General features: G+C 61.7%; 20 protein-coding genes. 9 read left to right on the forward strand and 11 right to left on the reverse strand.

What is annotated here, in order from left to right:
* Positions 1 to 42: 42 nt before the first annotated feature.
* The 5 genes from hrcA to recR all read left to right on the forward strand — a co-directional run bounded on the left by hrcA (position 43) and on the right by recR (position 5,240).
* A complete protein-coding gene (gene hrcA / locus ACODR9_RS18920; RefSeq protein WP_488811265.1) occupies positions 43 to 1,056 on the forward strand; it encodes a heat-inducible transcriptional repressor HrcA in 1,014 nt (337 codons plus the stop codon).
* A gap of 31 nt (positions 1,057 to 1,087) precedes the next feature.
* The gene (gene mltB / locus ACODR9_RS18925; protein ID WP_488811267.1) at positions 1,088 to 2,140 is read left to right on the forward strand and encodes a lytic murein transglycosylase B; all 1,053 of its coding nucleotides are present in this window, start codon (positions 1,088 to 1,090) and stop codon (positions 2,138 to 2,140) included.
* Between the two features lie 74 nt (positions 2,141 to 2,214).
* Complete coding sequence (gene dnaX / locus ACODR9_RS18930) at positions 2,215 to 4,158, forward strand: DNA polymerase III subunit gamma/tau (RefSeq protein ID WP_488811269.1); 1,944 nt, start codon at positions 2,215 to 2,217, stop codon at positions 4,156 to 4,158.
* Between the two features lies 1 nt (position 4,159).
* Positions 4,160 to 4,498: a YbaB/EbfC family nucleoid-associated protein gene (locus ACODR9_RS18935; RefSeq protein WP_488811271.1), complete on the forward strand. Its 339-nt coding sequence runs from the start codon at positions 4,160 to 4,162 to the stop codon at positions 4,496 to 4,498.
* Between the two features lie 112 nt (positions 4,499 to 4,610).
* Positions 4,611 to 5,240: a recombination mediator RecR gene (recR, locus tag ACODR9_RS18940; protein WP_488811375.1), complete on the forward strand. Its 630-nt coding sequence runs from the start codon at positions 4,611 to 4,613 to the stop codon at positions 5,238 to 5,240.
* A 5-nt stretch (positions 5,241 to 5,245) separates the two neighbouring features.
* Here the strand turns inward: recR and ACODR9_RS18945 are convergent, their stop codons facing one another.
* The 7 genes from ACODR9_RS18945 to ACODR9_RS18975 form a co-directional block, all read right to left on the reverse strand.
* A complete protein-coding gene (locus tag ACODR9_RS18945; RefSeq protein ID WP_488811273.1) occupies positions 5,246 to 6,625 on the reverse strand; it encodes an aminotransferase-like domain-containing protein in 1,380 nt (459 codons plus the stop codon).
* A gap of 26 nt (positions 6,626 to 6,651) precedes the next feature.
* Complete coding sequence (ccoG, locus tag ACODR9_RS18950; protein WP_488811275.1) at positions 6,652 to 7,992, reverse strand: cytochrome c oxidase accessory protein CcoG; 1,341 nt, start codon at positions 7,990 to 7,992, stop codon at positions 6,652 to 6,654.
* A gap of 201 nt (positions 7,993 to 8,193) precedes the next feature.
* The gene (locus tag ACODR9_RS18955) at positions 8,194 to 8,823 is read right to left on the reverse strand and encodes a MarC family protein (RefSeq protein ID WP_488811277.1); all 630 of its coding nucleotides are present in this window, start codon (positions 8,821 to 8,823) and stop codon (positions 8,194 to 8,196) included.
* Positions 8,824 to 8,947: 124 nt separating this feature from the next.
* Positions 8,948 to 10,864: a heavy metal translocating P-type ATPase gene (locus ACODR9_RS18960; protein WP_488811279.1), complete on the reverse strand. Its 1,917-nt coding sequence runs from the start codon at positions 10,862 to 10,864 to the stop codon at positions 8,948 to 8,950.
* Complete coding sequence (locus tag ACODR9_RS18965) at positions 10,861 to 11,904, reverse strand: SPFH domain-containing protein (RefSeq protein ID WP_488811281.1); 1,044 nt, start codon at positions 11,902 to 11,904, stop codon at positions 10,861 to 10,863. Before ACODR9_RS18965 ends, ACODR9_RS18960 begins: the two co-directional genes overlap by 4 nt.
* Positions 11,901 to 12,878 (reverse strand): SPFH domain-containing protein, encoded by a 978-nt coding sequence (locus tag ACODR9_RS18970; protein ID WP_488811283.1) that lies wholly within the window; start codon positions 12,876 to 12,878, stop codon positions 11,901 to 11,903. Before ACODR9_RS18970 ends, ACODR9_RS18965 begins: the two co-directional genes overlap by 4 nt.
* Before the next feature lie 10 nt (positions 12,879 to 12,888).
* Positions 12,889 to 14,868, reverse strand: a complete 1,980-nt coding sequence (locus ACODR9_RS18975; protein WP_488811285.1) for an SPFH domain-containing protein — start codon at positions 14,866 to 14,868, stop codon at positions 12,889 to 12,891.
* Between the two features lie 91 nt (positions 14,869 to 14,959).
* Between ACODR9_RS18975 and ACODR9_RS18980 the strand changes: the two genes are divergently transcribed.
* Positions 14,960 to 15,196 (forward strand): hypothetical protein, encoded by a 237-nt coding sequence (locus tag ACODR9_RS18980; protein ID WP_488811287.1) that lies wholly within the window; start codon positions 14,960 to 14,962, stop codon positions 15,194 to 15,196.
* 28 nt (positions 15,197 to 15,224) lie between these two features.
* Here the strand turns inward: ACODR9_RS18980 and dapE are convergent, their stop codons facing one another.
* The 4 genes from dapE to ACODR9_RS19000 form a co-directional block, all read right to left on the reverse strand.
* The gene (dapE, locus tag ACODR9_RS18985; protein WP_488811289.1) at positions 15,225 to 16,352 is read right to left on the reverse strand and encodes a succinyl-diaminopimelate desuccinylase; all 1,128 of its coding nucleotides are present in this window, start codon (positions 16,350 to 16,352) and stop codon (positions 15,225 to 15,227) included.
* On the reverse strand, positions 16,349 to 16,699 hold the full coding sequence (locus tag ACODR9_RS18990) for an ArsC family reductase (protein WP_488811291.1): 351 nt from the start codon (positions 16,697 to 16,699) through the stop codon (positions 16,349 to 16,351). Before ACODR9_RS18990 ends, dapE begins: the two co-directional genes overlap by 4 nt.
* 11 nt (positions 16,700 to 16,710) lie before the next feature.
* Entirely contained in the window at positions 16,711 to 17,871 is a 1,161-nt protein-coding gene (locus ACODR9_RS18995) for a PilT/PilU family type 4a pilus ATPase (RefSeq protein ID WP_488811294.1), read from the reverse strand.
* Positions 17,872 to 18,010: 139 nt separating this feature from the next.
* Positions 18,011 to 19,690 (reverse strand): long-chain-fatty-acid--CoA ligase, encoded by a 1,680-nt coding sequence (locus tag ACODR9_RS19000; RefSeq protein ID WP_488811296.1) that lies wholly within the window; start codon positions 19,688 to 19,690, stop codon positions 18,011 to 18,013.
* 308 nt (positions 19,691 to 19,998) lie between these two features.
* Here ACODR9_RS19000 and rimP point away from each other — a divergent pair, with 308 nt between their 5' ends.
* The 3 genes from rimP to infB are packed head-to-tail and all read left to right on the forward strand — an operon-like array spanning position 19,999 to position 24,939.
* The gene (gene rimP, locus ACODR9_RS19005) at positions 19,999 to 20,427 is read left to right on the forward strand and encodes a ribosome maturation factor RimP (protein ID WP_159875535.1); all 429 of its coding nucleotides are present in this window, start codon (positions 19,999 to 20,001) and stop codon (positions 20,425 to 20,427) included.
* 51 nt (positions 20,428 to 20,478) lie between these two features.
* Positions 20,479 to 21,957 (forward strand): transcription termination factor NusA, encoded by a 1,479-nt coding sequence (gene nusA, locus ACODR9_RS19010; protein WP_488811299.1) that lies wholly within the window; start codon positions 20,479 to 20,481, stop codon positions 21,955 to 21,957.
* Positions 21,958 to 21,996: 39 nt separating this feature from the next.
* Positions 21,997 to 24,939 carry a translation initiation factor IF-2 gene (infB, locus tag ACODR9_RS19015; protein ID WP_488811301.1) on the forward strand — a complete coding sequence of 981 codons (2,943 nt, stop codon included), beginning with the start codon at positions 21,997 to 21,999 and terminating at the stop codon, positions 24,937 to 24,939.
* Positions 24,940 to 24,942 lie beyond the last annotated feature (3 nt).

The following is a 24,942-nucleotide window of genomic DNA, read 5'->3' on the forward strand; positions in this document are numbered from 1 at the left end:
GAGACTGGCCGGAATCGTCTGGTCGGGTAAAATGAGAGCATGATGAACGAGCGCGCACAACGTCTGCTGAAAACGCTGATCGAACGCTATATTGCCGATGGTCAGCCAGTGGGATCGAAAACCCTGTCCATGCTGTCTGGCATGGAACTGTCATCTGCATCCATCCGCAATATTCTGGCCGATCTGGAGGGCATGGGGCTGATTGCCTCGCCGCACACCTCGGCCGGGCGCATTCCCACGGCCAAGGGCTATCGCCTGTTTGTCGATCACCTGCTCACCATCCAGCCGCTGGAAGAGCTGGCCATGCGCGAGCTGGAAAGCAATCTGCAGCCGGACAGCCCGCAGCGCATTGCCCAGGCGGCATCCACCTTGCTGTCCGATCTCACCCATTTTGCCGGGGTGGTGGTGACGCCGCAGCGCTCCGATGTGGCCTTCCGCCAGATCGAATTTTTGCGCCTGTCCGAGCGCCGCATCCTGATGATTCTGGTGACGCTGGATGGCGACGTGCAGAACCACCTGCTGACCACCGAGCGCGATTACAGCCCGAGCGAACTGGTGGAAGCGGGTAATTTCATCAGCCAGCATTATGCCGGCCAGGGCCTGAGCGCCATTGCCAGCCGCGTGGCGGTGGAGCTGCGCGAACTGCAGGGCAATATCACCGAATTGATGTCCGCTGCGGTGCGCTTTGGTCAAAGCTCGCTGGGCAGCCCCAGTGACGCCGTGGTGATTGCCGGCGGCATGAACCTGCTGAATGTGCGTGACCTGTCGGAAGACTTGTCACGACTGCGCGAGCTGTTTGCCACTTTCGAGCGCAAAACCGAACTGCTGAAACTGCTCAATCAGGGCCAGGATGCCCAAGGAGTGAACATTTTCATCGGCGAAGAGTCCGGTGTGATGACGCTGGACGAATGCTCGGTGGTGACTGCGCCTTACAGCATCAATGGCATGGTGGTGGGCACGCTGGGTGTGGTCGGCCCCACCCGCATGGCCTATGAACGGGTGATTCCCATTGTGGACATCACCGCGCGGCTGGTTTCCAGCGCGCTCTCTTATTAAGCCGCACTGACGGCAAAACACGGAATTCCCGATGAAACGATTTTTGATGGCCGCCGCCCTTGCCGGCGGCGTGATGTCTTCCTTGGCCCAGGCTGATGCCGCCTTGCTGGCGCGGCCCGATGTACAACGCTATATCGACGAACAAGTGGCCACCGGCAGCTTCAACCGTCCTGAGCTGGAAGCCGTGTTTGCCAATGTGGAGCTCAAGCCCAATATCATCGCCATTCTGGATAAACCGTCCACCTCGCGGCCTTGGTATCAGTTCCGTTCCAGTTTTTATAACGAACGGCTGCTAAAGAGCGGCGTGGCCTTCTGGCAGCAGCATGCCGCCACCTTGCAGCGTGCCGAGCAGGTGTATGGTGTGCCGCCGGAAATGGTCGTGGCCATTCTGGGCATTGAAACCAATTACGGCCGCAATACCGGCAGCTTCCGCCTGGCGGATGCGCTGACCACCATTGCCTTCAACTACCCGCGCCGGGCCGAGTATTTCCGTGGCGAGCTGACCGAATTTCTCAAGCTGGCAAAGGAAGAGGGCATGGATCCGCTGACGCTGAAAGGCTCCTACGCCGGGGCGATGGGCTTGCCGCAGTTCATGCCGTCCAGCTTCCGCAAATGGGCGGTGGATTTTGACGGCAGCGGCCATCGCGATATCTGGAATAACGTCGACGATGCCATCGGCAGCGTGGCGCATTACTTCCAGCTGCAAGGCTGGCGTCATGGCGACGACATCATCATCCCGGCTGCGGTGCAGCCCGGTGTGGACATCAGCGCCCTGGTGGCAGACAAGTTCAACCTGCACCTGACGGTGGGTGAACTCAAAGCGCGCGGCATCTTGCCGCAGGCGCAGGTGGCGGACAATGTGCAGGCGGTGCTGGTGCCGCTGGAAACCGCGCCCGGTGTCACTGAATACTGGCTGGGGCTGAACAATTTCTATGTCATCACCCGCTATAACAAGAGCACCCTGTATGCCAAGGTGGCACAGGAACTGGCTGGCGAGCTGCGCCTGCGCTACCTGAACGCCCAGGCACTGCAGGCGGCTCAGCCTGCGGCTTCCCAGCCCGAAGCGTCAACCCCGGCCCAGTAAGACCGGCCTGACTGGCGGGGCGCTCTGTCAAAAGGAGTCGCCTTGCTGGCCGATTGCCATTAAAATCCGCCCCCATGAGCTATCAAGTCCTTGCCCGCAAGTGGCGTCCCAAACGCTTTGCCGATCTGGTCGGTCAGGAGCATGTGGTGCGCGCCCTCTCCAATGCCCTGAAAGAAGAGCGGCTGCATCACGCCTATCTGCTGACTGGCACGCGCGGGGTGGGCAAGACCACCATCGCACGCATTCTGGCCAAGAGCCTCAACTGCGAAACCGGCACCACCGCCGAGCCCTGCGGTGAGTGTTCCGCTTGCCGCCAGATCGACGCCGGTCGTTTTGTCGACCTGCTGGAAATCGACGCCGCCTCCAATACCGGTATCGACAATATTCGCGAAGTGCTGGAAAACGCCCAGTACGCGCCTACCTCCGGCCGCTTCAAGGTGTACATCATCGACGAAGTGCACATGCTGTCCAAGAGTGCCTTCAACGCCATGCTGAAGACGCTGGAAGAGCCGCCATCACACGTCAAGTTCATCCTGGCGACGACTGATCCGCAAAAAGTGCCGGTGACGGTGCTGTCACGCTGTCTGCAGTTTTCGCTGCGCAATATGACGCCGCAGCAGGTGGCTGGCCATCTGGCGCATGTACTGGACGTGGAGCAACAAAGCTTTGAACCGGCTGCATTGGCCTTGCTGGGCCGTGCTGCTGCCGGCTCGATGCGCGATGCGCTGTCGCTGCTGGATCAGGCCATTGCCTACGGCATGGGCGAGGTCAGGGAAGAGGGCGTGCGCGCCATGCTGGGCGCGGTGGATCGTCGTTATCTGTTTGTGTTGCTGGATGCCTTGGCCGCCGGAGACGGCCCGCGTCTGATGGCCGAGGCCGAGCAACTGGCGCAACGTGGCATCGGCTTTGACAGTGTGCTGGCGGAAATGGCCGTCCTGCTGCAACAACTGGCCATGGCGCAGACCGTGCCCAGCGCCATTGCCGACGACGAACCCGAACGCGACGCACTGTTTGCGCTGGCCAGCCTGATTGCCCCGCAAGACGTGCAACTGTATTACCAGATTGCCATTCATGGCCGCAAAGATCTGGCACTGGCACCGGACGAGCATGCTGGCTTCAGCATGACCTTGCTGCGCATGCTGGCCTTCCACCCGGCCCATGCCCAGGCAGACAGCGTGGCTGCACCGCGCAGCAATGCCGCCACCGCAGGCAATCGCCCGGCCCCGGCTGTCGCCCCGGTGGCAGCAACCGTCGCCGAGCAGGCCACGGATGGTTCTGCTGCCGCCCGCGCCTTGCTGGCCGGGCTGGCTAATCGCAAGCCGGCCAGCCGTCCGGCTGAGCAGCAGGCTTCCCCGGCGGCCGACGCCGACCCAGAACCTGCCCCCCGGCCTGCGCCTGTCGTTGTTCCGGCTCCGGCTGTTGAGCCAACGGCAAGGCCGGTAACCCCGCCTGCCGTGGTGCAGAGCGCAGCAGCCAGCAATCCTGTTGAAGAGCCGGATGAAGCCGAGGAGCCGGATAGCGAGCTGGAAACCGCCGCGCCTTGGGATAATGCGGATGAGGCCGACGATGCGCTGCCAGCCTACGCCATGGCGGAAGAAGCCGAGCTGGCCGAGCCTGCAAGCTATCAGTTTGATGGCGACTGGGGTGCGCTGGTGAGCCTGCTGGGGACAAAGCTGGGCGCGGCCCGCATGCTGGCTCATAATGCAGTACTGAAAAACTGGAGTCAGTCGCGGCTGGAACTGGCAGTGCCGGACAGCTTCCGTCACATGGCCACGCGCGACTATCAGGAAAAACTCAAGGCCGCGCTGAGCGAGCAATTTGCTCAGCCGGTGGAACTGGTGGTGACGATAGAGGAACTGGGGCTGGAAACACCGGCCATGCAGGGTGCCCGTCATCGTCAGGAACAACTGGCCCAGGCCCGACAATGCCTGGAAAACGATCCGGTGATCCAGCAACTGGTGCGCGAAATGGGTGCCACGCTGGTGGCGGAAACGATTCAACCTTTGCAGGAGTTGTGACATGTTCGGTAAAAACGGTATCGCTGGTCTGATGAAGCAAGCCCAGCAAATGCAGGAAAACATGAAGAAGGCCCAGGAAGAGCTGGCCAATGTGGAAGTGGAAGGCCAGTCTGGTGCCGGTCTGGTGAAAATCGTCATGACCTGCGCTCACGATGTGAAACGCGTGTCCATCGACGACAGCCTGCTGGACGATGCCAAGGAAGACAAGGAAATGCTGGAAGACCTGATTGCCGCCGCCGTCAACGACGCCGTGCGCAAGGTGGAAGCCACTTCCCAGGAAAAAATGTCCGGCTTTACCAATGGCCTGAATCTGCCGGCTGGCATGAAGCTGCCGTTCTGATTTTCTGCCTGGGTGGCATTGCTTTCTGGCGAAGGCAATGTCTCCCGGCCTGATCTGTGCGCAGGCCATTGCCGTTGCCCTTGTTTTCCCTTCCTTCCCGTTTGCCCGCCTGATGAAAAATCCACCCGCGCTTGAACAACTGATTGCTGCCCTGAAAGTGCTGCCCGGTGTCGGCCCCAAAACCGCCCAGCGCATGGCCTTCCATTTGCTGCAACGGGACAAGACCGGGGCGGACAAGCTGGCGCGGGCGCTGGATCGGGCGCTAAACCATCTCACCCATTGCGAGCGCTGCAATACTTTTAGCGAAACGCCGCTGTGCAGCATCTGCGCCGACCCCGAGCGTCGGCCCGATCAGTTGTGCGTGGTGGAAATGCCCGCCGACCTGATGACGCTGGAACAGGCCAAATGCTATCAGGGCCTGTATTTCGTGCTGATGGGGCGTATCTCGCCGCTGGACAATATCGGCCCCAAGGAAGTTAACCTGGACAAGCTGATGGTGCGCGCGCTGGACGAGGTGGTGGAAGAGGTGGTGATTGCCACCAACTTCACCGCCGAGGGCGAGGTGACCGCGCACATGATTGCCGAGCTGCTAAAGGGCCGTGGCCCCAAGGTGTCGCGTATTGCGCGCGGGCTGCCGGTGGGTGGCGAGCTGGAGTATGTCGATCTGAGCACGCTGGCGCAGGCGGTGTACGAACGCAAGTCGCTCACCGTGCCTGCAGACTCTGCAGCCCAGTCCGGCTAGCAGGCTTAGTCCTGCGCCTGCCGCAGCAGCGCACCCAGCAGGGCCACGCCTTCGCGCTGGTGTAGCGGATCAAAAAAGCTGAAGTTCAGCCGCAAGGCATTGGGATTGACTGCATGCGGATAGAACAGGGTGGCGGGGGCATAGTGAATGCCCTGTTCGATGGCCAGTGGCAGCAGCGCGGCGCAGTCCAGATCCTCCGGCAAGATTACCCACTGGAAATAGCCGCCCTCTGCCTGTAGCAGCCGGCTGCCCGCCGGAAAACTTTCCATGATCTGCTGTGCCATGGCATCGCGCCGCTGGCGCAGACTGGCGCGCAGCCGGGTCAGCATGTCGCCGTGCTGGCCGGTGGCCAGTAGCCGCGCCAGCGCCATCTGACTGGGCAAGGGCGTGCCCAGCGAGCTGCACAGCTTTAAGCCGCGCACGGTATCGCTTAGCCGCCCGGCGGCTATCCAGCCCACCCGGTAGCCGGGGGCCAGCGATTTGCTGAACGATGCACAGTGCAGCACCGTGCCGCTGCGATCATAGGCCTTGAGCGGGGTGGCTCCCTGCGTGCCAAAGTACAACTCGCGATAGGTGTCGTCCTCGATGATGCACACCCGGTATTGCTCGGCCAGCGCCACCAGCGCGCGCTTTTGCGCCTCCGGCATCAGTAGCCCGGTGGGGTGCTGGAAGTTGGCCATCAGCACGATGCCAGCGGGGCGTTGTTCCCGCAGCATGTCTTCCAGTGCGCTCAAATCCAGGCTGCCTTGTTCGGACAGGGCGGCGGGCAGGATGGCAATGCCCAGGTGGCGCAGTTGTTCCAGCGCCGCCGGGAAGGCCGGGGTGACCACCACCATGCTCTGGCTGCCGGAAGCGCTCACTGCGGCGCGCATGGCCAGGGTGAGCGCTTCCATGCCGCCGCAAGTGATCAGCAGTTCGTCGCCAGCCAGACCAATGCCCTGGCTCAGATAATGCAGGCCCAGCTCGCGCCGCAAGCCGTCAAAACCCTCCAGCGGCGTGCTGGACAGGGCGGCGCGGTAGTCCTGCAAAGCACGCCCCAGCGCCCGGTTCATCGGCGTGGTGTTGATCAGCGCCGGATTGATGAAAGGGCAGCCCCAGGGCATGGGCAGGGCGGTGGTAAGGTGCTCCATGCGCAGGGTGCTGCCAGGCTCGGTTACGTTGCTGCTACTGCGATCCGGGGTGGCACGCACCCGAAAGCCGGAGCGCGGCAGCGCCTGCAGCAGGCCCAGCCGTTCCAGCTCGGCATAGGCGCGCTGTGCGGTGGTCAGGCTGACGGCATGGTCGTGGCACAGCTGGCGCAGCGAGGGCATACGGTCACCGGCGCGTAGCTGCCCTTGCTCAATGGCATGGCGGAACAGCTGCGCCAGTTGCTGGGTTTTGCTCATGGATACGGGGCTCGCAAATGAGGGCGTTACTCGCCGATAAAGCTGCTCTTTTCATGTAGTACATGGCCGGGCTGATCCAGCGAGCGGATGATGAAGCGGATGTCATTGGCACCACGGGCAGCGTTTTGTGGTTCAACCTGTACCCGCAAGCCGATGGTTTCGGTGGCGGTGGCTGCCAGTGCAATTTGCTCGCTGGCATGCGCCAGCCGGATGCCGGGCAGTCCTTCCACGCTGATAGCCAGGCGCTGGCCGGTTTCGCTGCTATTGATCAGCCGCACACTATAGCTGTTTTCCAGCCAGCCATCGTCGGTTTCCCGCACCAGGCTGGCGCGGTCGCGCAGGATGTCGGCCTTGAATGGCAGGCGCTGGGTAAAGCTGACCACGGACAGGACGATGATGCCCAATAGCAGGCTGCTGTAAAACAGCACCCGCGGGCGTTGCCAGGCGGGTTTACTGGTGCTGTCGCCTGCCAGCGCGGCTTCGCTGGTGTAGCGGATCAGCCCGCGCGGGGCGTGCAGTTGATCCATCACCTGATCGCAGGCGTCAATGCAGGCGGCGCAGCCGATGCATTCATATTGCAGGCCGTTGCGGATGTCGATGCCGGTGGGGCAGACCTGCACGCAGATGCCGCAGTCGATGCAACCGCCGCTGCTTTTATCGGCCTGTTTGCCACGCGGTTCGCCGCGTTGTGCGTCGTAGGAAATGATCAGCGTGTCACGGTCGAACATCGCGCCTTGAAAGCGGGCATAAGGGCACATATGGCTGCACACTTTTTCGCGTAACAGCGCCGCCAGCAAATAGGTAAATGCGGCGTAAAACAATATCCAGAACACTTCCCACGGCCCGGCCTGGCCCTGCCATAGATTACTGGCCAGCTGGCCCGCCGGGGCAAAGTAGGCCACCAGGGAAAAGCCGGTCCACAGCGAAAACAGCAGCATCAGGGCATGGGCGGTGCTCAGACGCAGCAGCTTGCCGGCGCTGTTGGGTGCGGCATCCAGCTTGCGTCTGGCCTTGTGGTCGCCCAGCACCAGCCGCTCAATCCACAGCATGATCTGGGTATACACCGTTTGCGGACAGGAATAGCCGCACCACAGTCGCCCGGCCAGCGTGGTCCACCAGAACAAGCCCAGTGCGCTCACCACCAGCAGGGCAGCCAGGTAGACAAAATCTTCCGGCCAGAAACTGGCACCAAACACAAAGAACTGATGACGCTCCAGATCAAACAGCACGGCCTGGCGATGATTCCATTGCAGCCAGGGCAGGCCGAGGAAGAGCAACTGGGTGAGGATGACCAGTGCCACACGGATGTTGTTGAAGCGGCCACTGGTCAGGCGCGGGTAAATCTTGATGGGGACGGGCTGGGTCATGGTGCGAAGTCCGGTAAGATAACCCGCCCTTTTTAGGCGCTGTCACCATGACAGACAATGCACAGATCAGGCTGTGTTTATCAGTACAGATTGTGAATTATTCTTTTTATTCAATATCTTGTGATATGGGCGGGGAAGGTGTTGCTTGCCGGTGTGCATACAGATTCGGTACAGATGCTTGCGCCAGATCAAATAGCTTGCCTAGCGCGACAACTGGGGAAACAGGCGGTACAGGCCATCGACGATGATCTCCACCGATACCGCCGCCAGCAGCATGCCCATCACCCGGTTGACGATATTGATGCCGGTCTGGCCCAACAGGCGGCTGATGGGGGACGCCAGCACCAGCGCGCCATAGCAGGTAATGGCCACCAGCAGGCTGCTGATCAGCAGATACACCACCTGCACCCAAGAGTGGGCGGTGGAGGCATAAATGATGACGGTGGAAATGGTGCCGGGGCCGGTAAGCAGCGGGATGGCCATCGGCACCACCGCGATATTGGTTTTGGCCTCGGCTTCGGATTGTTCTTCCTTGGTGGTCTTGGTGGGTGCCGGTTTGGCATTCATCAGCGCAATGGCAATCAGCATCACCAGCAGGCCGCCACCCACCTGAAAGGAACCGATGCTGATGCCCAGAAAGCGCAGCAGGGTTTCACCCACCAGGGCAAACAGGCAGAGCACCACCGCGACCGCCAGGGTGGTGGTTTTGGCGATACGCTTGCGCTCCAGCTGGCTGGACGTGGGCGTCAGGCTGATAAAGATGGGAATGGCCCCCAGCGGGTTGACCAGCACCAGCAGGGCGACAAAAATTTTAGCGATTTCGAGTTCCATGGTGCATCCATGCTAGGTGAAAGCTGTTGCGCTGGCATTCAGCGGCGGGACATAAAGCTGCAGGCTTGCGCCAGTGCTGGCGGGAATTTCATGCAGCATAGCCGCACCCGGCCGGGTTTGCCGGTCAGCCCTTGTGCGTGACAGCGGACAAGGGCTCATGAAAGCGCAGCAGGCGTCCGGCATTGGCCATCACCAGCAGGGTGCTCAGGTTGTGCAGCAAGGCCGCCAGCAGCACGCCGGCACTGCCCAACAGGCCAAAGGCGGCCAGCAAGGTCAGCATTACTGCCCAGCCCAACCCCAGGCCGACGTTTTGCGCCAGCACGCGGCGGCACCGGCGGCTGAGCCTGATGGCGGTGGCCAGACGGCGCAGGTCGTGGCTGATCAGCACCACATCGGCTGCCGCCACGGCAATGTCGGCAGCGGAGGCACCCATGGCCACGCCAACCGCCCCGGCCTTGAGCGCCAGCGAATCGTTGATGCCATCGCCCACCACCAGCGGGCGGTAACCAGCGCTGATTTCTGCCTGCACCGCCTTAAGCTTGCCTGCAGGCAATACCTGCGCCACCACGCGGTCCATGCCCAGGGCCTGGCCGACGGGCTCTGCCGCTTGTGGATGGTCGCCGGTCAGCAGCATTTGCCGTTGCAATCCCAGCTGCCGCAGCTGTTGCATGGCTTCGGCGGCCTCGGCGCGCGGGCTGTCGGCCAGATGAAACCAGGCCAGCAGGCGGCCATCCAGCGCCAGCCCGGTGACGGCGCCGCCATTGCGCGCAGGCAGTGTGCAGTCCACTCCCTGTTGCTGTAACAGGGCAGGGCGGCCCAGCAGCACCGGCCCCCAGTCGCTATCGGCCTGCATGCCCATGCCGGATTGTTCCTGCACATTGCGCAAGGCGGGCACTGCTTGGTTTGTGGCGAGAGCGGCCAGTGCGCGGCTGACCGGGTGCGTGCTGCAGGCACCCAGCGCGGCTGCCAGCTGGATGGGGTCTGCCGGACTGTCACTCACCAGGGTTTCCACCGACTGCACCAGCAACTGGCCGCTGGTGAGGGTGCCGGTTTTGTCGATGACCAGTGCGTTGACATCGGCCAGTTCTTCCAGAAAGGCCGCGCCGCGAATCAGCACGCCATGGCGTGCTGCCACCGCCACCCCGGCCACGGCGGTGGAGGGCGCGGCCAGCACCAGCGCGCAGGGGCAGGCCGCCACCAGCACCGCCAGCATGGCCTGGCTGTCGTGGCTGACAAACCAGCACAGCGCGGCAATCGCCAGCACCAGTCCCAGATACGACGCCGCATGGCTTTCCACCAGCCGGGTGACGGGGGGCTTGGCTTGTTCGGCCTGTTGCATCAGCGCGCTGATGCGGCCCAGTGCCGATTGTGCGCCGGTATGGCTGACTTCCAGCTGCAGCAGGCCTTGCAGATTGACCGCCCCGGCATACACCTGGCTGCCGGGCGCGACATCCTGCGGCAGCGCTTCGCCGGTGATGGCCGAGGTGTCCAGGCTGGATTGCCCGCTTACCACCATGCCATCGGCCGGAATGCGTTCCCCCGGGCGCACTTCCACCCGGTCGCCACTGCCCAGCTGGCTGTTGTCCACCTCTTCCAGACTGCCATCGGGCAGATAGCGGCGGCAGCGGCTGTTGGTAAGGCTGGCCAGCGCGCGAATGGCCTCTTGCGAACCCAGCAGGCTGCGCTCTTCCAGCACATGGCCCAGCACCATCAGGATGGGTAGCAGGGCGGCGCTGAGGGTGTCGCCACTGGCCCAGGCGCCCAGCATGGCCAGTGCCACCAGCAGGTCGGTCATGCCGTGCAGATCGGGGTGCCGCAAGCTGTGCCAGGCGGCACGCAGCAGCGGTACGGCCATCAGTAAGGCGGCGGTGCTGGTCAGCCATTGGGCGATGATCTGCCCGTCGGGAATCAGGAAATGCCAGACAGCCGCCAGCAGCAACAAGCCGATGGCCAGCAAGGCCAGCTGCAGCTGGCGGGCGGTTCGCCGTTGTTCCGCTGCGTCCAGCAGACCGTGGTGTGGATGCGGGCAACACTGGCTCATGGACGCACTCCCGGCACAATCACCCGGCCACTGCTATCCGGGTCCAGGGTGGTGACCTGGCCTGCCTTGGCCAGTACCCGCTGGATTTTGTCCTGATACAGCTGACGCAGCAGGGCTGGTCCGTCCGGATGTTGCATGCGCGGCGCCAGCGCCAGGATTTCGCTGGTTTCATTGCGTGCCAGCGCCAGTCGTTCATCGGCGCGGGCATGGGCGTTATTGAGGATGGTGCTGACCGCAGCGCTGGCCTGTTGCTGTTGCTGGGCGGCGGCAGTCTGGGCCTGGGCCAGTTGCCGCTCTACCGTCTGGTCGGCGGTCAGTACCGCGTCAAAGGCCGCCTGGGCGGCATGCGGCAGGCTGGAGGTGAGGTCGATGCGCGCCACTTGCAGGCCAAGCGGCACCCCGCGCAGGCGCAGTTGCTGCAGGCGCTGGTTGACCGCTTGCAGCAGCTCGCCGCGCAGCCGTTCGCGCAGGGTGGCTTGTTGGCTGGAGGGCTGGTTGCTGCGCGTCACCAGAATGCTGTCCAGATCGCGCCCTGCGCTTAGTTGCAAGGCGGCGGCGCTCACCAGCCGGTCCAGTGCGGGCAGGGCCTGTTCGCCTTGTCGGGCGTAGGCGGCAGCATCATCGATGCGGTAATACACGGTGGCATTGAGCTGCACCACGCCTACGTCAGCGGTCAGCAGGTATCCCGAACCGGCCAGTTCGTCGCCCATTTGTTGCAATGATGTACCGGCGCCATCCAGTGCCAGCGCATGCGCATTGCGGCTGAGGCCCTCCACCTGCCGTTGTTGCAGTCTTTCCGTGGCGGGCAGCCAGATGATGCTGTCGATGGGGCTGGGCCAGGCCAGCAGCAGTCCGGCGCGCTGCACCCGGTCGATGGCACCAAAATGCACTACCACCGCCTGGCTGTCGGCGGGTACCGGCCTGACATGACCAAGCAACCAGGCCAGCCCGGCCAACAGGGTGATGGCCAGCAGCAGGCGATGGCCCAGTCGCAGTGATTGGAGCAGCGCACTGGCGGGCAAGGGGGTGGCCGCCATCATTTGCCCTTTGCCGCTTTGCCTGCGTTCAGCCCGGGCGGGCCATCCACCAGCGCGCGGAACGGGGCGGCATCGGTACGCAGAATCAAGTGCGTGCCGGAGCCCACCATGCCGTTGAGGGTGTCCAGCGAGCGCAGGGTTTTGTATAGCTCGGGGGCTTTCTGCCAGGCATCGGCGTAAATCCGCGCGGCCTGTACGCGTGAACCGGCTTCGATTTCGGCAGCGGCCACGCTGGCATCGGCTTGCTGAATGCGGGCATCACGGGCGGCATTGGCGCGAATGGCGGCGGCTTGTTCATTGCCGCTGGCGGTACGTTCGGCCGCAATGGTGTCGCGCTCGGCGCGCATGCGCGCCACGGTGGCATCCAGCGTGACGGCGGGCAGGGTGAGGCGTTCCAGCCCGACATCCACCACCTGTACGCCATAACTTTCCAGCAATTGCGGAGCCAGTTGCTGGCGCAGCTGTTGTTCCAGCTGGCTGATGCGTAACTGGCTGCGGTCGGTATTCACCAGATTGCTCAGCGCAAAGCGGCTGCTGCCGGTTTCCATGGCCGAACCGGCAAAGGTGGCAATCTGCCGCGCCGCTTCGTCCGGCTGGTTTTGTACCGCGCGCAGAAAACGGGTGATGTGGCTGCTGTCGGCTGGTACTTGCCAGGCGACATAGCTTTGCATGATCACCCGCAGGCCGTCGCGGGTGCCCACGTCCTGCAAGCCGCTGGAGGTGGTGCGCAGGCGCAGGTCGACCGGAACCACGGTTTCCAGCGGTGGCGGCAGCCGCCAGGCCAGCCCCGGTTGCAGCAATACCCGCACCGGTGCGCCAAAGCGGGTAATCACCAGTGCTTCGCCCGACTGCACTTGCAGCATGCAGGCGGACAGGCCAGCCAGCAGCAATACGCCGAGCGCGGCGGCGGTTTTCCAGTGTCGCCAGCCGCTGCTCGGGCTGTTGCTCGCGTGAGGGTGGTGGTGAAACAGCGCCAATTCAGGCTCCTCAGGGGTGCGTTCCCGCGATGGCGGGGGGCGGTTCGGTGGCAATCGGCGCGCCATGCAGGTCGATGGCGGGCAGGCCGGGGTTGTTGGCAGCCGGGCGCAGGTCAATGGTGGGCAGGGCGCTGGCCGGAATGCGATGGTCGATGATGATGGGCTGTGCCTGACGCAGCCCCTGGCCAAGGGCGTGCAGATAGCGTTCCAGCAGGAAGGACTGCCCGCCAACACTGGCGGCCTGACGATCAGCCTGGAAGGCAATGGCGTCCACCTTGCTGCGCGCCACCCGTTCGGCAGCGCTGGCACTGGCTTCTCGCGCCGCCTGCACCGCCGCCTGAATGGCTGCGCTATGGCTGCGTACGGCCTGGGCGCGTTCGGCGGCCACGCGAGCCTGCGCCAGAATCGTCGAGGCCTGCACGCCGTGATAGGCATTGGCGGCGGCGGCAGGCGGATGAATGGCCTGGATCACCACCGCCAGCAGCTCCAGTCCGCTACCGGACTGGTTCAGCGCCTGCTGGATCTGTCCTTGCAACTGGCGGGCGGTCGCATTCAGGGCTTCGCCCAGCAAATCATCCAGCTGCTGCCCGGCAAAGTAATGCAACAAGGCGCGGTCGGCCATGGCGTGCAACAGGGCGGTGGGGTCGGCCTGATGGTAGAGCGCCAGGGCGTCGGCATCGCGCAGGCCCTGACGGTACACCAGTCGCACATCCAGGCCCACCAGCTGGGTGCTCTGGCGCTCGCCTTGCTGGCTGGCAATCAGCTGGGTGGTTTCGGCAGCATGGTTGCCGTCCCACAAATGGTTGTTACCCGTTGGGGTGGTATTGCTGTCCGGGTTTTGCCAACGCCCCTGGCTGTCTTGTTGCAGGCCACTGGCCAGCTGATGCACCACGCCATACTCCAGCCGCCGCACCTTGCCAAACGGCCATGGCAGGCCCAGATGCCAGCCCGCCTGCCACACTGCCACCGGCTGGCCAAAGCGTTCGTACACGCCGCGCTGATCACTATTGATGGTATTGACGCTGCTCAGCAGCCAGCCGCCCAGTAGCAGCGCCAGTGCAAATGGTCGCATGGCGCGGCCCAGGTACTGCAAGGCCCAGCTTTGGCGCAGCTCCAGTCCCAGCCCCTGTTGCAGGCGGCTACGCCAGTTACGCACACCATCCCGCCCCAGCAGGCTGGCAAGCAGGCTGTTGAAAGGCAGGGCGGCAGGCTGCTGGCGCTGGTAAGGCTGAAAAATTTGCCATAGCGCCCGCAAGCCCAGTTCGCCAGCCAGCAGGGCCATCAGCAGCGCACCGGCTTGCATCAGGCGTAACAGCCAGCCCAGCCCCAGCAGCAGGCCAGCCGCCACCAGTGAGGGCAGCAGCATGGACAGCAGTACGGCGCGCAGTATGGCTTGCAGCCGGTCTGCTTCCGGCCATTGGCTGCCCTCTTTCAAGGCTAGGCTGCGTTCCAGCAGCAGCACGGCAAAACTCAAGCCCAGCCCGGCAAGCAAGGTGGGTAGCAGGCCGTCCGGGTTGATCTGGCTGTCCGGTGTGGCTTGCAATACCAGCAGGCTGATGGCCAAGGTCAGCAGACTGGCACTGGCTTGTTGGAGTACTGCCCAGCCGGTACGGCGGCCAATCAGGCGGCGCAGGCGTGGCCATAGCAGCCAGCGGCGCAGACTGTATTTGCCAGGTGTGCTGTGGGTGCGGACTGTATTGTTGGCGGGGCTGGATTTGCCTGGCAGAAGCAGGGGGAATAAGGGCAGTGCTGGCAAGGCCTGTCGTCTGCGGCGCCAGCCTGCCAGATTGCTACTGCTGTACAGCGCGCCAGTCAGCAGCCACAGGCTGGCGGACAGCGACAGGCACAGCAGGCGCGCGGTCCAGCCGGAGAGCAGCAGCCCGCCCAGCAGGCAGGCTAGCGCCAGCAGCAAGCATGGCAGGGCGCAACGCCGGTAGAGTAATTCCTGTCCGGCGGCAGCATCAGCAAGTGCAGAGGGGGATGTCGTCATAGTCGTGAGACGGGGGCAGGCAGCGCTAGCGCAACGTGTCGGCAATGCTACACTGCCTGCATCGCCGGATTGTCACGGGAGCAGGCAAAGCATGGATCATACACCTTACCTTGGCATGGCGTGTTGCGGCCTGATGGCAGCCGCACACGCGGGGATGCCAGCGGCAGAACCGCCGCCCGGTGTGGCGGCCTTGCAGCAGACCGCACCCGCCAATAGCAGCTATCAGTGCGTGAACCCGGCGCAGCAGTTGCACGCCATGCTGGCCCGTTACGCCCTCAAATGTGGCGATCCGACCTGCCCGCTGTGCAATCCGCCTGCCGCGCCGTGAGTGCCAGCTGACGCCAGCTGATGCCGCATCAGGTCAGCAGCTTTTCCAGGGTGCGCTGGTAAATGTCGGCCAGCGGTTCCAGGTGGGCAACTTCCACACATTCGTTCAGCTTGTGAATGGTGGCGTTGACCGGGCCAAACTCCACCAGCTCGCGCGCAATGCGCTTGATGAAGCGGCCATCCGAGGTGCCGCCGGTGGTGGACAGTTCGGCGCTATGGCCGGTGACCTGGTAGATGGCTTCGCCCAGTGCATCGGTCAGTGCGCCCGGTGCGGTAATGAAAGGCATGCCGGATAGCGACCAGTGCAGCTCGTAGCCCAGGCCATGCTTGTCCAGAATGGCATGCACACGGTCCTTGAGCGATTCCACCGAACTTTCCGGGCTGAAGCGGAAGTTGAAGCGGATTTCACACAGGCCGGGAATGATGTTGACCGCGCCGGTACCCGCGTGGATGTTGGACACTTGCCAACTGGTGGGTGGGAAAAAGTCATTGCCCTGATCCCACTCGGTGCTGGCCAGTTCGGCCAGCGCCGGAGCCATCAGGTGCACCGGGTTCTTGGCCAGATGCGGATAGGCGATATGGCCCTGAATGCCGTGAATCACCAGACGGCCGGACAGCGAGCCACGGCGACCGTTTTTGATGGTGTCGCCCAGCTGCTGGTCGGAGGTGGGTTCGCCGACAATGCAGTAGTCAATCAGCTCGCCACGCGCTTCCAGCGCGTCCACCACCTTGACTGAGCCATCCACCGCCACGCCTTCTTCGTCACTGGTCAGTAGCAGGGCAATGCTGCCGCTGTGCTGTGGATGAGCGGTCACAAAGGCTTCGATGGCGGTGATGAAGGCAGCCAGCGAGGCTTTCATGTCCGCCGCACCACGCCCGTACAGCAGGCCATTGCGTTGGCGCGGTTCAAACGGCGGGCTGTCCCATTGTTCCACCGGGCCGCTGGGCACTACATCGGTGTGGCCAGCAAAACATAGCAGCGGGCCGCTGCTGCCACGGCGTGCCCACAGATTGTCCACTTCGCCAAAGCGCATCGGTTCGATAACAAAACCCAGCGCCTGCAGACGTTCGGCCAGCAGTTGCTGGCAGCCAGCATCGTAGGGGGTGACGGAATCGCGGCGGATCAGTTCGCAAGTCAGCTCCAGCGTCTTGCTCATGCGCGGAACTCCTCGTCCCAGGCGGCTTCGTTAAAGCCAACACTGGTTCTGCCCAGGCGTTCCAGCACCGGCCGCTTGATGATGGATGGCTGTGCCTGCAGCACGGCAATGGCACCTTCAGCCGTGGCGGCCTGGGCTTTCAGTTCGTCGGACAGGCCGCGCCAGGTGGTGCCTTGGCGGTTGATCAGCTTGTCCAGGCCCACGGCGTCAATCCAGGCGTGCAGCTGTTCGGTGCTGACACCCTGCTTCTTGAAGTCGTGGAAGGCAAAGTCGATGTGATGATCGGTCAGCCACTGGCGGGCTTTTTTAACCGTATTGCAGTTGGGAATGCCGTAGAGGGTGATCATGGTGTGTGTGCTTATAAATCCAGGGTGAATCCGTCAAAGCTGGTGGCAGCCTTGTCTGGGTCTTGATTGGCCTGCGGCTGGCTATTGCTGACCGGGTTTGCCTCGGCCTGCTTGCTCTGGGCATGGTTGATCAGCCAGTACAGGTTGGTGGGCGAGTCGGCATTTTTCAAGGCATCGTCCAGCAGGATGCGGTCTTGCTGATACAGGCGGAACAGCGATTGCTCGAAGGTTTGTGCGCCTTCGCTCATGCTGTTTTCGATGGCTTCCTTGATCTGGTCCACGTCGCCGTTGCGAATCAGCTCGGCAATGTGCGGCGTGTTGATCAGGATTTCCAGCGCTGGAATCTGCTTGCCATCCTTGGTGGGCACCAGCCGCTGCGAGATAACGGCGCGCAGCGAAACCGACAGGTCCATCAGCAGGGCATTGCGGCTTTCCGTCGGGAACAGGCTGATTACCCGGTTGAGCATGTGATAGCTGTTGTTGGCGTGCAGGGTGGACATGCACAGGTGGCCGGACTGCGCGTAGTTGATGGCGTGCGTCATGGTTTCGGCATCGCGGATTTCGCCTATCATCAGCACGTCCGGAGCCTCGCGCATGGCGTTTTTCAGCGCGTTTTCGTAAGAGAAAGTATCCACGCCGATTTCGCGCTGGTTGACGATGGATTTTTGATGGCGGTAAACAAACTCGATCGGGTCTTCCACCGTCAGGATATGGCCGGACTGGCTTTGGTTGCGGTGTTCCAGCAAGGACGCCACAGTGGAGCTCTTGCCGCTGCCGGTTGCCCCCACCACGATGATCAGCCCACGCTTTTGCTGTACCAGTGCCTGCAAGGTATCCGGCAGGTTTAGCTCGGACAGTGACGGAATACGCGGCCGGATAAAGCGCACCACCATGGCCACCGTGCCACGCTGCTTGAAAATGTTGACACGGTAATTGCCCAGCCCTTCCACCAGACGGCCGAAGTTCATTTCCAGCTCGCGCTCGAAAGTGGCGATTTCGGTTTCATTCATCAGGCTGTAGGCCAGCTGACGCACGATATCGGCAGACAGTGGCTTGTCATTGATGGGCAGTGTTATGCCGTCAATCTTGATCTGCGGCGGTGCTTCCGCCGTGAAAAAGATGTCGCTGGCCTGTTTGTCGGCCATCAACTTGAAAAATGGCAGCATCAGCATGGTTGGTATTCCCGATACAAATGAATGGGTGTTCTGACAGTACACTGTCTTTTATATAGACGTATTGTGCCTGCAGTCGGCGGTGAGCGACAGCCGACATTAAAAAAGCCCGCTTGTGCGGGCTTTATTTGCTGATGAGTCAGGCTTGTCTGGCGACTTCCTGGTCGCGCAGGGCGCGCCGCAGGATCTTGCCGACATTGGTCTTGGGAAGTTCGCTGCGGAACTCCACCAGCTTGGGTACCTTGTAGCCGGTGAGGTTTTCGCGGCAGTGATGAATGATGTCCTTTTCCGTCAGGCTGTCATCCTTCTTCACCACGAATACCTTCACCACCTCACCGGACTTGTCGTCAGGAATACCGATGCAGGCCACTTCCAGTACGCCCGGGTGGCTGGCAATCACGTCTTCCACCTCGTTGGGGTAAACATTGAAGCCGGACACCAGAATCATGTCCTTCTTGCGATCCACCAGCTTGACGAACCCTTCCGGTGTCACCATGGCCATGTCGCCGGTAGCCAGGAAGCCGCGTGCGTCGATGACCTTGGCGGTTTCGTCAGGGCGGTTCCAGTAGCCCTTCATCACCTGCGGGCCCTTGATGCACAGCTCACCCTGCTCGCCTTGCGGCAGCGCCTGGCCATCAGCCCCGCGAATTTCAATATCGGTGGACGGCACCGGCAGGCCGATGGTGCCATTGTATTGCTTGATGTCCAGTGGATTGATGCAGGCGGCCGGGCTGGTTTCGGTCAGGCCATAGGCTTCGGCCAGGGTGACGCCAGTCAATTGCTTCCACTTGTCGGCCACGGCTTTTTGCACCGCCATGCCGCCACCCAGTGCCAGACGCCAGGTGGAGAAATCCACGGTCTTGAATTCGGGATTATTCAGCAGGGCATTGAACAGGGTGTTGACCCCGGTGATGGCGGTAACGCGGTATTTCTTGATTTCCTTGATGAAGCCGGGAATATCGCGCGGGTTGGTAATCAGGATGTTGAGCGCACCCAGCTCGGTAAAGATCATCAGGTTCGCTGTCAGCGAGAAGATGTGATAGAGCGGCAGGGCGGTGACGATGATTTCCTGCCCCTCGCGCGCCACCGGTTTTACCCAGGCACCAGCCTGCAGCATATTGGCAATGATGTTGCGGTGAACCAGCATGGCACCCTTGGAAATCCCCGTGGTTCCGCCGGTGTATTGCAGAAAGGCGATATCCTCATGGCCGATTTCCACCGGTGTGAAGCGTTGGGCGGCACCCGCTGCCAGCACGTCGTTGAAGCGGACATGGCCGGGAATGCTCCATGGCGGCACCATCTTTTTGATCTTGCGCACCACAAAGTTCACCAGCAGGCGCTTGGGAAAGCCCAGCATGTCGCCAATCGAGGCAATGATGACGTTCTTGACCTTGGTGCGGCTAATCACGTCTTGCAGCACATTAGCGAAGTTCTCCAGGATAACGATGGTTTCCGCACCCGAATCGTTCAACTGGTGTTCCAGCTCGCGCGGGGTGTAGAGCGGGTTGACGTTGACCACGGTGCAGCCAGCGCGCAGTGTGCCAAATACCGCCACCGGATACTGCAGCAGATTGGGCATCATCACGGCTACGCGATCCCCCTTGCGCAACTTGAGGGTGTTTTGCAGAAAGGACGCAAATTGTTCGGTTAGCGTTTGCAGCTCGCCATAGCGCAGGATCTTGTCCATATTGGCCATGGCAGGGCGGTCACGGAACTTGTGAACGCTGCGATCAAACACCTCGACAATCGACTGGAACTGATTGATGTCGATTTCATGTGCTACCCCCGGCTGGTAATTCTTAAGCCAAACCTTTTCCATATGTAGGGTTTCTCCATCGTGCTGATACGAGAGTGCCGCGCCTGCAGCAAGTGCGGTGGCGAGCGTCTTCTATATAATTGTTTCTGAATTTTCGAACGGGCATTGCGCCCCTTCCTATATACCTGAACTCCGTCAGGTTGCGGCTAATTTACAGTATGTAAAAAACTCGCGCAAAGCACAGGCTGGTGGGCGCAGCCCCTGCGGATAGGGCCTTGACAGGCTTCGGTTTTCTTTTTTGTGGGAATGGGTTACAATCGCGATGTTTAGGGATGGGCGTTTCGCCCATTTTTTATTTGTGGAAAGAAGCAATGGATGTTCGTTTGCTGCTGGAAAACACCCTGCCAGGTCTAGGCTATGAGCTGGTCGATTTCGAAATGACCCAGGGTGGCGGTTATCGCGTGTTTATGGACAAGCCTGGTGGCATCACGGTTGAAGACTGTGTGCAGGTTAGCAACCACCTGACCCGTCTGTTCATGGTTGAAAACGTTAATTACGAACGGCTCGAGGTTTCCTCCCCGGGGCTGGATCGTCCTCTCAAGAAAGAGGCCGACTTCGTGCGCTTTGCCGGACAGCTTGCCAAGATCAAGACACGCATGCCGGTTGAGCAGCAAAAGAAGTTTGCCGGTCGTCTTGTCGGGGTTGAAGATGGCGCGGTCAAGCTGGAAGTAGATGGCGGCCGCATCGTGGCGATTGCCCTGACCAATATCGACAAAGCCAGGCTAGAGCCTGAGTTTTGAGCGTAGGCGAGGCCGCGTGCCGCGCACAAGGACAAAAATTCGGAGGAATGCATGAGTCGCGAGATTTTGCTGCTGGTTGATGCCCTGGCAAGCGAGAAGAATGTCAGCAAGGACGTGGTTTTTTCCGCCCTTGAAATGGCACTTGCTTCGGCAACCAAAAAGAAGTTTACCGATGACGAAATGGATGTGCGTGTCGAAATCGACCGTCACACCGGGCAGTACCAGACTTTCCGTCGCTGGACCGTAGTGCAGAACGAGCTGATCGAAAACGAAAGCCGTGAACTCACCATCACCGACGCACGCGATGATGATCCGCGCATCGAAGTGGGTGCCGTGATCGAGCAGCCGATGGAAGCGGTCGAATTTGGCCGTATCGGTGCGCAGACTGCCAAGCAGGTCATCCTGCAGCGCATCCGCGATGCTGAGCGCGAACAACTGCTGAACGAATTCCTTCAGCGTCGCGAGCACCTGATTACCGGTACCATCAAACGCATCGAACGTGGCAATGCCATCATCGAATGCGGCAAGCTGGAAGCCGTACTGCCGCGCGATCAGATGATTCCGAAGGAAAACCTGCGCGTGGGCGACCGCGTGAAAGCCTTCCTGCTGCGCATCGACCGTATGGGTCGTGGTCCGCAGCTGGTGCTGTCGCGTACTTCCAGCCAGTTCCTGATCAAGCTGTTCGAACTGGAAGTGCCGGAAATCGAAGAAGGCCTGCTGGAAATCAAGGAGGCAGTCCGCGATGCCGGCCTGCGCGCCAAGATTGCCGTCAAGGCCAATGATGCCCGCATCGACCCGCAAGGCACCTGCATCGGCATGCGCGGTTCCCGCGTACAGGCCGTGACCCAGGAGCTGGCAGGCGAGCGCATCGATATCGTGCTGTGGGCACCGGAACCGGCGCAGTTCGTGATCAACGCACTGTCCCCGGCTGAAGTAAACCGCATCATGATTGACGAAGACAACCACAGCATGGACGTGGTGGTCGAGGAAGACCAGCTGGCCCTGGCTATTGGCCGTAGCGGCCAGAACGTGAAGCTCGCTGCCGAGCTGACCGGCTGGTACCTGAACATCATGACCGTGACCGAAGCGGAAGAGAAGCACCAGGCGGAAGACGCGCAATTGCGCGATCTGTTCGTCACGCATCTGGGTGTGGATGAAGCGACGGCCACCGTGCTGGTACAGGAAGGTTTTGCCACCCTGGAAGAGGTGGCGTATGTGCCGATCACCGAAATGCTGGAGATCGACGGTTTTGACGAGGAGTTGGTGAATGAGCTGCGCAGCCGTGCACGTGACGCCATCCTCACTCAGGCCATTGCGTCCGAAGAGAAAGTCGAAGGTGTATCCGAAGACCTGAAAGATATCGAAGGTCTGGATGCCGAACTGGTTCGCAAGTTGGCCGAGAACGGCGTGTCCACGCGGGATGATCTGGCCGATCTGGCCGTCGACGATCTGGTGGACATGACCGGCATTGAAGCTGAAGCTGCACGTGCAATCATCATGAAAGCGCGCGAACACTGGTTCAACCAGTAAGGCTTCTTCGGGAAGTATTTACGGAATTTGGGAAGACGCATGGTATTGACGAATGTAAAACAGTTTGCCGGTGAGCTGAACCTCACGCCTGAACGATTGCTGGAACAGCTTCGTGCGGCGGGTGTGTCCAAGCGCGCGCCGGATGATATGCTCTCTGAGCAGGATAAATCCCAGCTTCTTGACTACCTGAAGCGTTCGCATGGCGCCCGTGATGAGTCGCGTATTACGCTGACCCGCAAGTCCACCAGTGAAATCAAGACCGCAGACGGTAGTACAGTAAAAGTGGAAACGCGCAAGAAGCGCGTAGTGGTTCGTCCGGAAGATGGTCCGGTTGTTGCTCCGGCGGAAGTTGCGCCGGCTGCCACCCCGGTAGCCAAGGCCGCCGAACCTGTTTCTGCCCCCGCTCCGGCGGCAGAAGCCAAGCCGGTTGAAGTTAAACCGGAAGCAAAGCCGGAACCGCAAGTAAAGGTTGAACCCAAGGTGGAATCCAAGCCCGCCGCACCGGTAGCCCCGGCTGCGGAAGCCCCGGCCAAGGAAGCCGCACCTGCTGCCAAGCCTGCACCGGCTCCGGTACGCACGGTAGCCTCCATTCTGTCGCCGGAAGAAGTAGCCTCCCGCGAAGCGGAAGAAAAGCGCCAGGCTGCTTTCCGTGCCCGTCAGCAAGAACTGATGCGCGAAAAGATTGAACGCGAAGAGCGCCGTCAGGCTGCACGTCTGGCTGCCCAGCAACCCGCACCGGCCCCGGCTCCCAAGCCGGTTGAAGCGCCGAAGCCGGTTGAGGCACGCAGTGACGAGCGCCGCGATGAGCGTGGTCCGCGCCCGTCTGGTGCCGACAACCGTGGTCCGCGCCCGGTTGGCGACAACCGTGGCCCGCGCCCGGCAGGTGACAATCGTGGCCCGCGCCCGGCTGGTGATAACCGTGGTCCGCGCCCGGCGGGTGCTGATAACCGTGGTCCGCGTCCGGCTGGTGCCGATAATCGTGGCCCGCGTCCGGCTGCAGCACCGGGTGCTCCGGTCGTTCCTGCTACCGTAGCAGGTCGTCCGGATGCCAAGAAGGGCGGCGCCAAGAAGGGTAACGAGCGCTGGGAAGAAGGCAAAAAAGGCCGTGGTCTGAAGACCAAGGGCGGCGATGCCGGCAGCGACTGGAAATCCCGTGGTGGCAAGGGCAAGCACAAGCAGAACAATCAGCATGCTTTCCAGGCCCCGACCGAACCCATCATTCATGAAGTGCTGGTGCCGGAAACCATCTCCGTGGCCGATCTGGCTCACCGCATGGCCGTCAAGGCCGTCGAAGTGATCAAGGTCCTGATGAAGATGGGCATGATGGTGACCATCAACCAGGTACTGGACCAGGAAACCGCCATGATCGTGGTGGAAGAAATGGGCCACAAGCCGCGTGCGGCACAGGCGGATGATCCGGAAGCCTACCTGGAAAAGCCGGAAGGCGAAGAAGTGGAAGTGGCAGTATTGCCGCGTCCGCCGGTGGTTACTGTCATGGGTCACGTTGACCACGGCAAGACCTCGCTGCTGGACTACATTCGTCGCGCCAAAGTGGCTGCGGGCGAAGCCGGTGGCATTACCCAGCATATCGGTGCTTACCACGTGGAAACCCCGCGCGGCATGATTACCTTCCTGGATACTCCGGGTCACGAAGCGTTTACCGCCATGCGTGCCCGTGGTGCCAAGGCAACCGACATCGTGGTGCTGGTAGTGGCTGCCGATGATGGCGTGATGCCGCAGACCATTGAAGCCATTCACCATGCCAAGGCTGCCAAGGTGCCGATGGTGGTGGCGGTCAACAAGATTGACAAGATGGGTGCTAACGTAGAGCGCATCCGTCAGGAACTGGTTTCGCACGAAGTGGTGCCGGAAGATTGGGGTGGCGATACCCAGTTCATCGAAGTTTCTGCCAAGCAAGGCACCAACATCGATGCACTGCTGGAAGCCATCCTGCTGCAGGCCGAAGTACTGGAGCTGAATGCACCGATCGAAGCCCCGGCCAAGGGCATCATCGTGGAAGCGCGTCTGGATAAGGGTCGTGGCCCGGTTGCCACCCTGCTGGTTCAGTCCGGCACCCTGAAGAAGGGCGACGTGGTACTGGCTGGTACGGCATTCGGTCGTGTTCGCGCCATGATGGACGAAAACGGCAAGGCCATCGACACCGCTGGTCCGGCTATCCCGGTAGAAATTCTGGGCCTGTCCGACGTGCCGCAGGCTGGTGAAGACGCCATGGTGCTGACCGACGAACGCAAGGCGCGTGAAATCGCCCTGTTCCGCGCTGGTAAGTTCCGTGATGTACGCCTGGCCAAGCAGCAAGCCGCCAAGCTGGAAAACATGTTCGCCCAGATGGCCGATGGCAGTGGCGAGGTACAAACCTTGTCCATCATCATCAAGGCCGACGTGCAGGGTTCCTACGAAGCCCTGGCTGGCAGCCTGCAGAAACTGTCCACGGACGAAGTGCGCGTCAGCATCCTGCACTCCGGCGTGGGTGGTATCTCGGAATCGGACATCAACCTGGCGATCGCTTCCAAGGCCATCGTGATCGGCTTCAACACCCGTTCCGATGCCGCAGCGCGCAAGCTGGCTGAAAACGAAGGCGTGGACATTCGCTACTACAGCATCATCTACGATGCCGTGGACGAAGTGAAAGCCGCCCTGTCCGGCATGCTGGCTCCGGAGAAGAAGGAACAAATCCTGGGTACCGTCGAGATCCGTCAGGTGATCCCGGTGTCGAAGGTAGGCAATATTGCGGGTTGTATGGTGACCGACGGCATGATCAAGCGCACTGCTTCGATCCGTCTGATCCGCAACCACGTAGTGGTGCACACCGGCGAACTGGACTCGCTCAAGCGTTTCAAGGACGACGTGAAGGAAGTGAAGCAGGGTTACGAATGTGGCCTGATGCTGAAGAACTTCAACGACATCCAGGAAGGCGACCAACTGGAAGCTTTCGAAATCGTGGAAGTGGCTCGCTCGCTGTAAGCG

Source organism: Aquitalea sp. FG25 (assembly GCF_057809375.1).

Excerpts from the sequence above, each read along its gene's own strand:
- hrcA (WP_488811265.1), top strand. The coding sequence starts at position 43 with ATGAACGAGCGCGCACAACGTCTGCTGAAAACGCTGATCGAACGCTAT.
- mltB (WP_488811267.1), top strand. The coding sequence starts at position 1,088 with ATGAAACGATTTTTGATGGCCGCCGCCCTTGCCGGCGGCGTGATGTCT.
- dnaX (WP_488811269.1), top strand. The coding sequence starts at position 2,215 with ATGAGCTATCAAGTCCTTGCCCGCAAGTGGCGTCCCAAACGCTTTGCC.
- ACODR9_RS18935 (WP_488811271.1), top strand. The coding sequence starts at position 4,160 with ATGTTCGGTAAAAACGGTATCGCTGGTCTGATGAAGCAAGCCCAGCAA.
- recR (WP_488811375.1), top strand. The coding sequence starts at position 4,611 with ATGAAAAATCCACCCGCGCTTGAACAACTGATTGCTGCCCTGAAAGTG.
- ACODR9_RS18945 (WP_488811273.1), bottom strand. The coding sequence starts at position 6,625 with ATGAGCAAAACCCAGCAACTGGCGCAGCTGTTCCGCCATGCCATTGAG.
- ccoG (WP_488811275.1), bottom strand. The coding sequence starts at position 7,992 with ATGACCCAGCCCGTCCCCATCAAGATTTACCCGCGCCTGACCAGTGGC.
- ACODR9_RS18955 (WP_488811277.1), bottom strand. The coding sequence starts at position 8,823 with ATGGAACTCGAAATCGCTAAAATTTTTGTCGCCCTGCTGGTGCTGGTC.
- ACODR9_RS18960 (WP_488811279.1), bottom strand. The coding sequence starts at position 10,864 with ATGAGCCAGTGTTGCCCGCATCCACACCACGGTCTGCTGGACGCAGCG.
- ACODR9_RS18965 (WP_488811281.1), bottom strand. The coding sequence starts at position 11,904 with ATGATGGCGGCCACCCCCTTGCCCGCCAGTGCGCTGCTCCAATCACTG.
- ACODR9_RS18975 (WP_488811285.1), bottom strand. The coding sequence starts at position 14,868 with ATGACGACATCCCCCTCTGCACTTGCTGATGCTGCCGCCGGACAGGAA.
- ACODR9_RS18980 (WP_488811287.1), top strand. The coding sequence starts at position 14,960 with ATGGATCATACACCTTACCTTGGCATGGCGTGTTGCGGCCTGATGGCA.
- dapE (WP_488811289.1), bottom strand. The coding sequence starts at position 16,352 with ATGAGCAAGACGCTGGAGCTGACTTGCGAACTGATCCGCCGCGATTCC.
- ACODR9_RS18990 (WP_488811291.1), bottom strand. The coding sequence starts at position 16,699 with ATGATCACCCTCTACGGCATTCCCAACTGCAATACGGTTAAAAAAGCC.
- ACODR9_RS18995 (WP_488811294.1), bottom strand. The coding sequence starts at position 17,871 with ATGCTGATGCTGCCATTTTTCAAGTTGATGGCCGACAAACAGGCCAGC.
- ACODR9_RS19000 (WP_488811296.1), bottom strand. The coding sequence starts at position 19,690 with ATGGAAAAGGTTTGGCTTAAGAATTACCAGCCGGGGGTAGCACATGAA.
- rimP (WP_159875535.1), top strand. The coding sequence starts at position 19,999 with ATGGATGTTCGTTTGCTGCTGGAAAACACCCTGCCAGGTCTAGGCTAT.
- nusA (WP_488811299.1), top strand. The coding sequence starts at position 20,479 with ATGAGTCGCGAGATTTTGCTGCTGGTTGATGCCCTGGCAAGCGAGAAG.
- infB (WP_488811301.1), top strand. The coding sequence starts at position 21,997 with ATGGTATTGACGAATGTAAAACAGTTTGCCGGTGAGCTGAACCTCACG.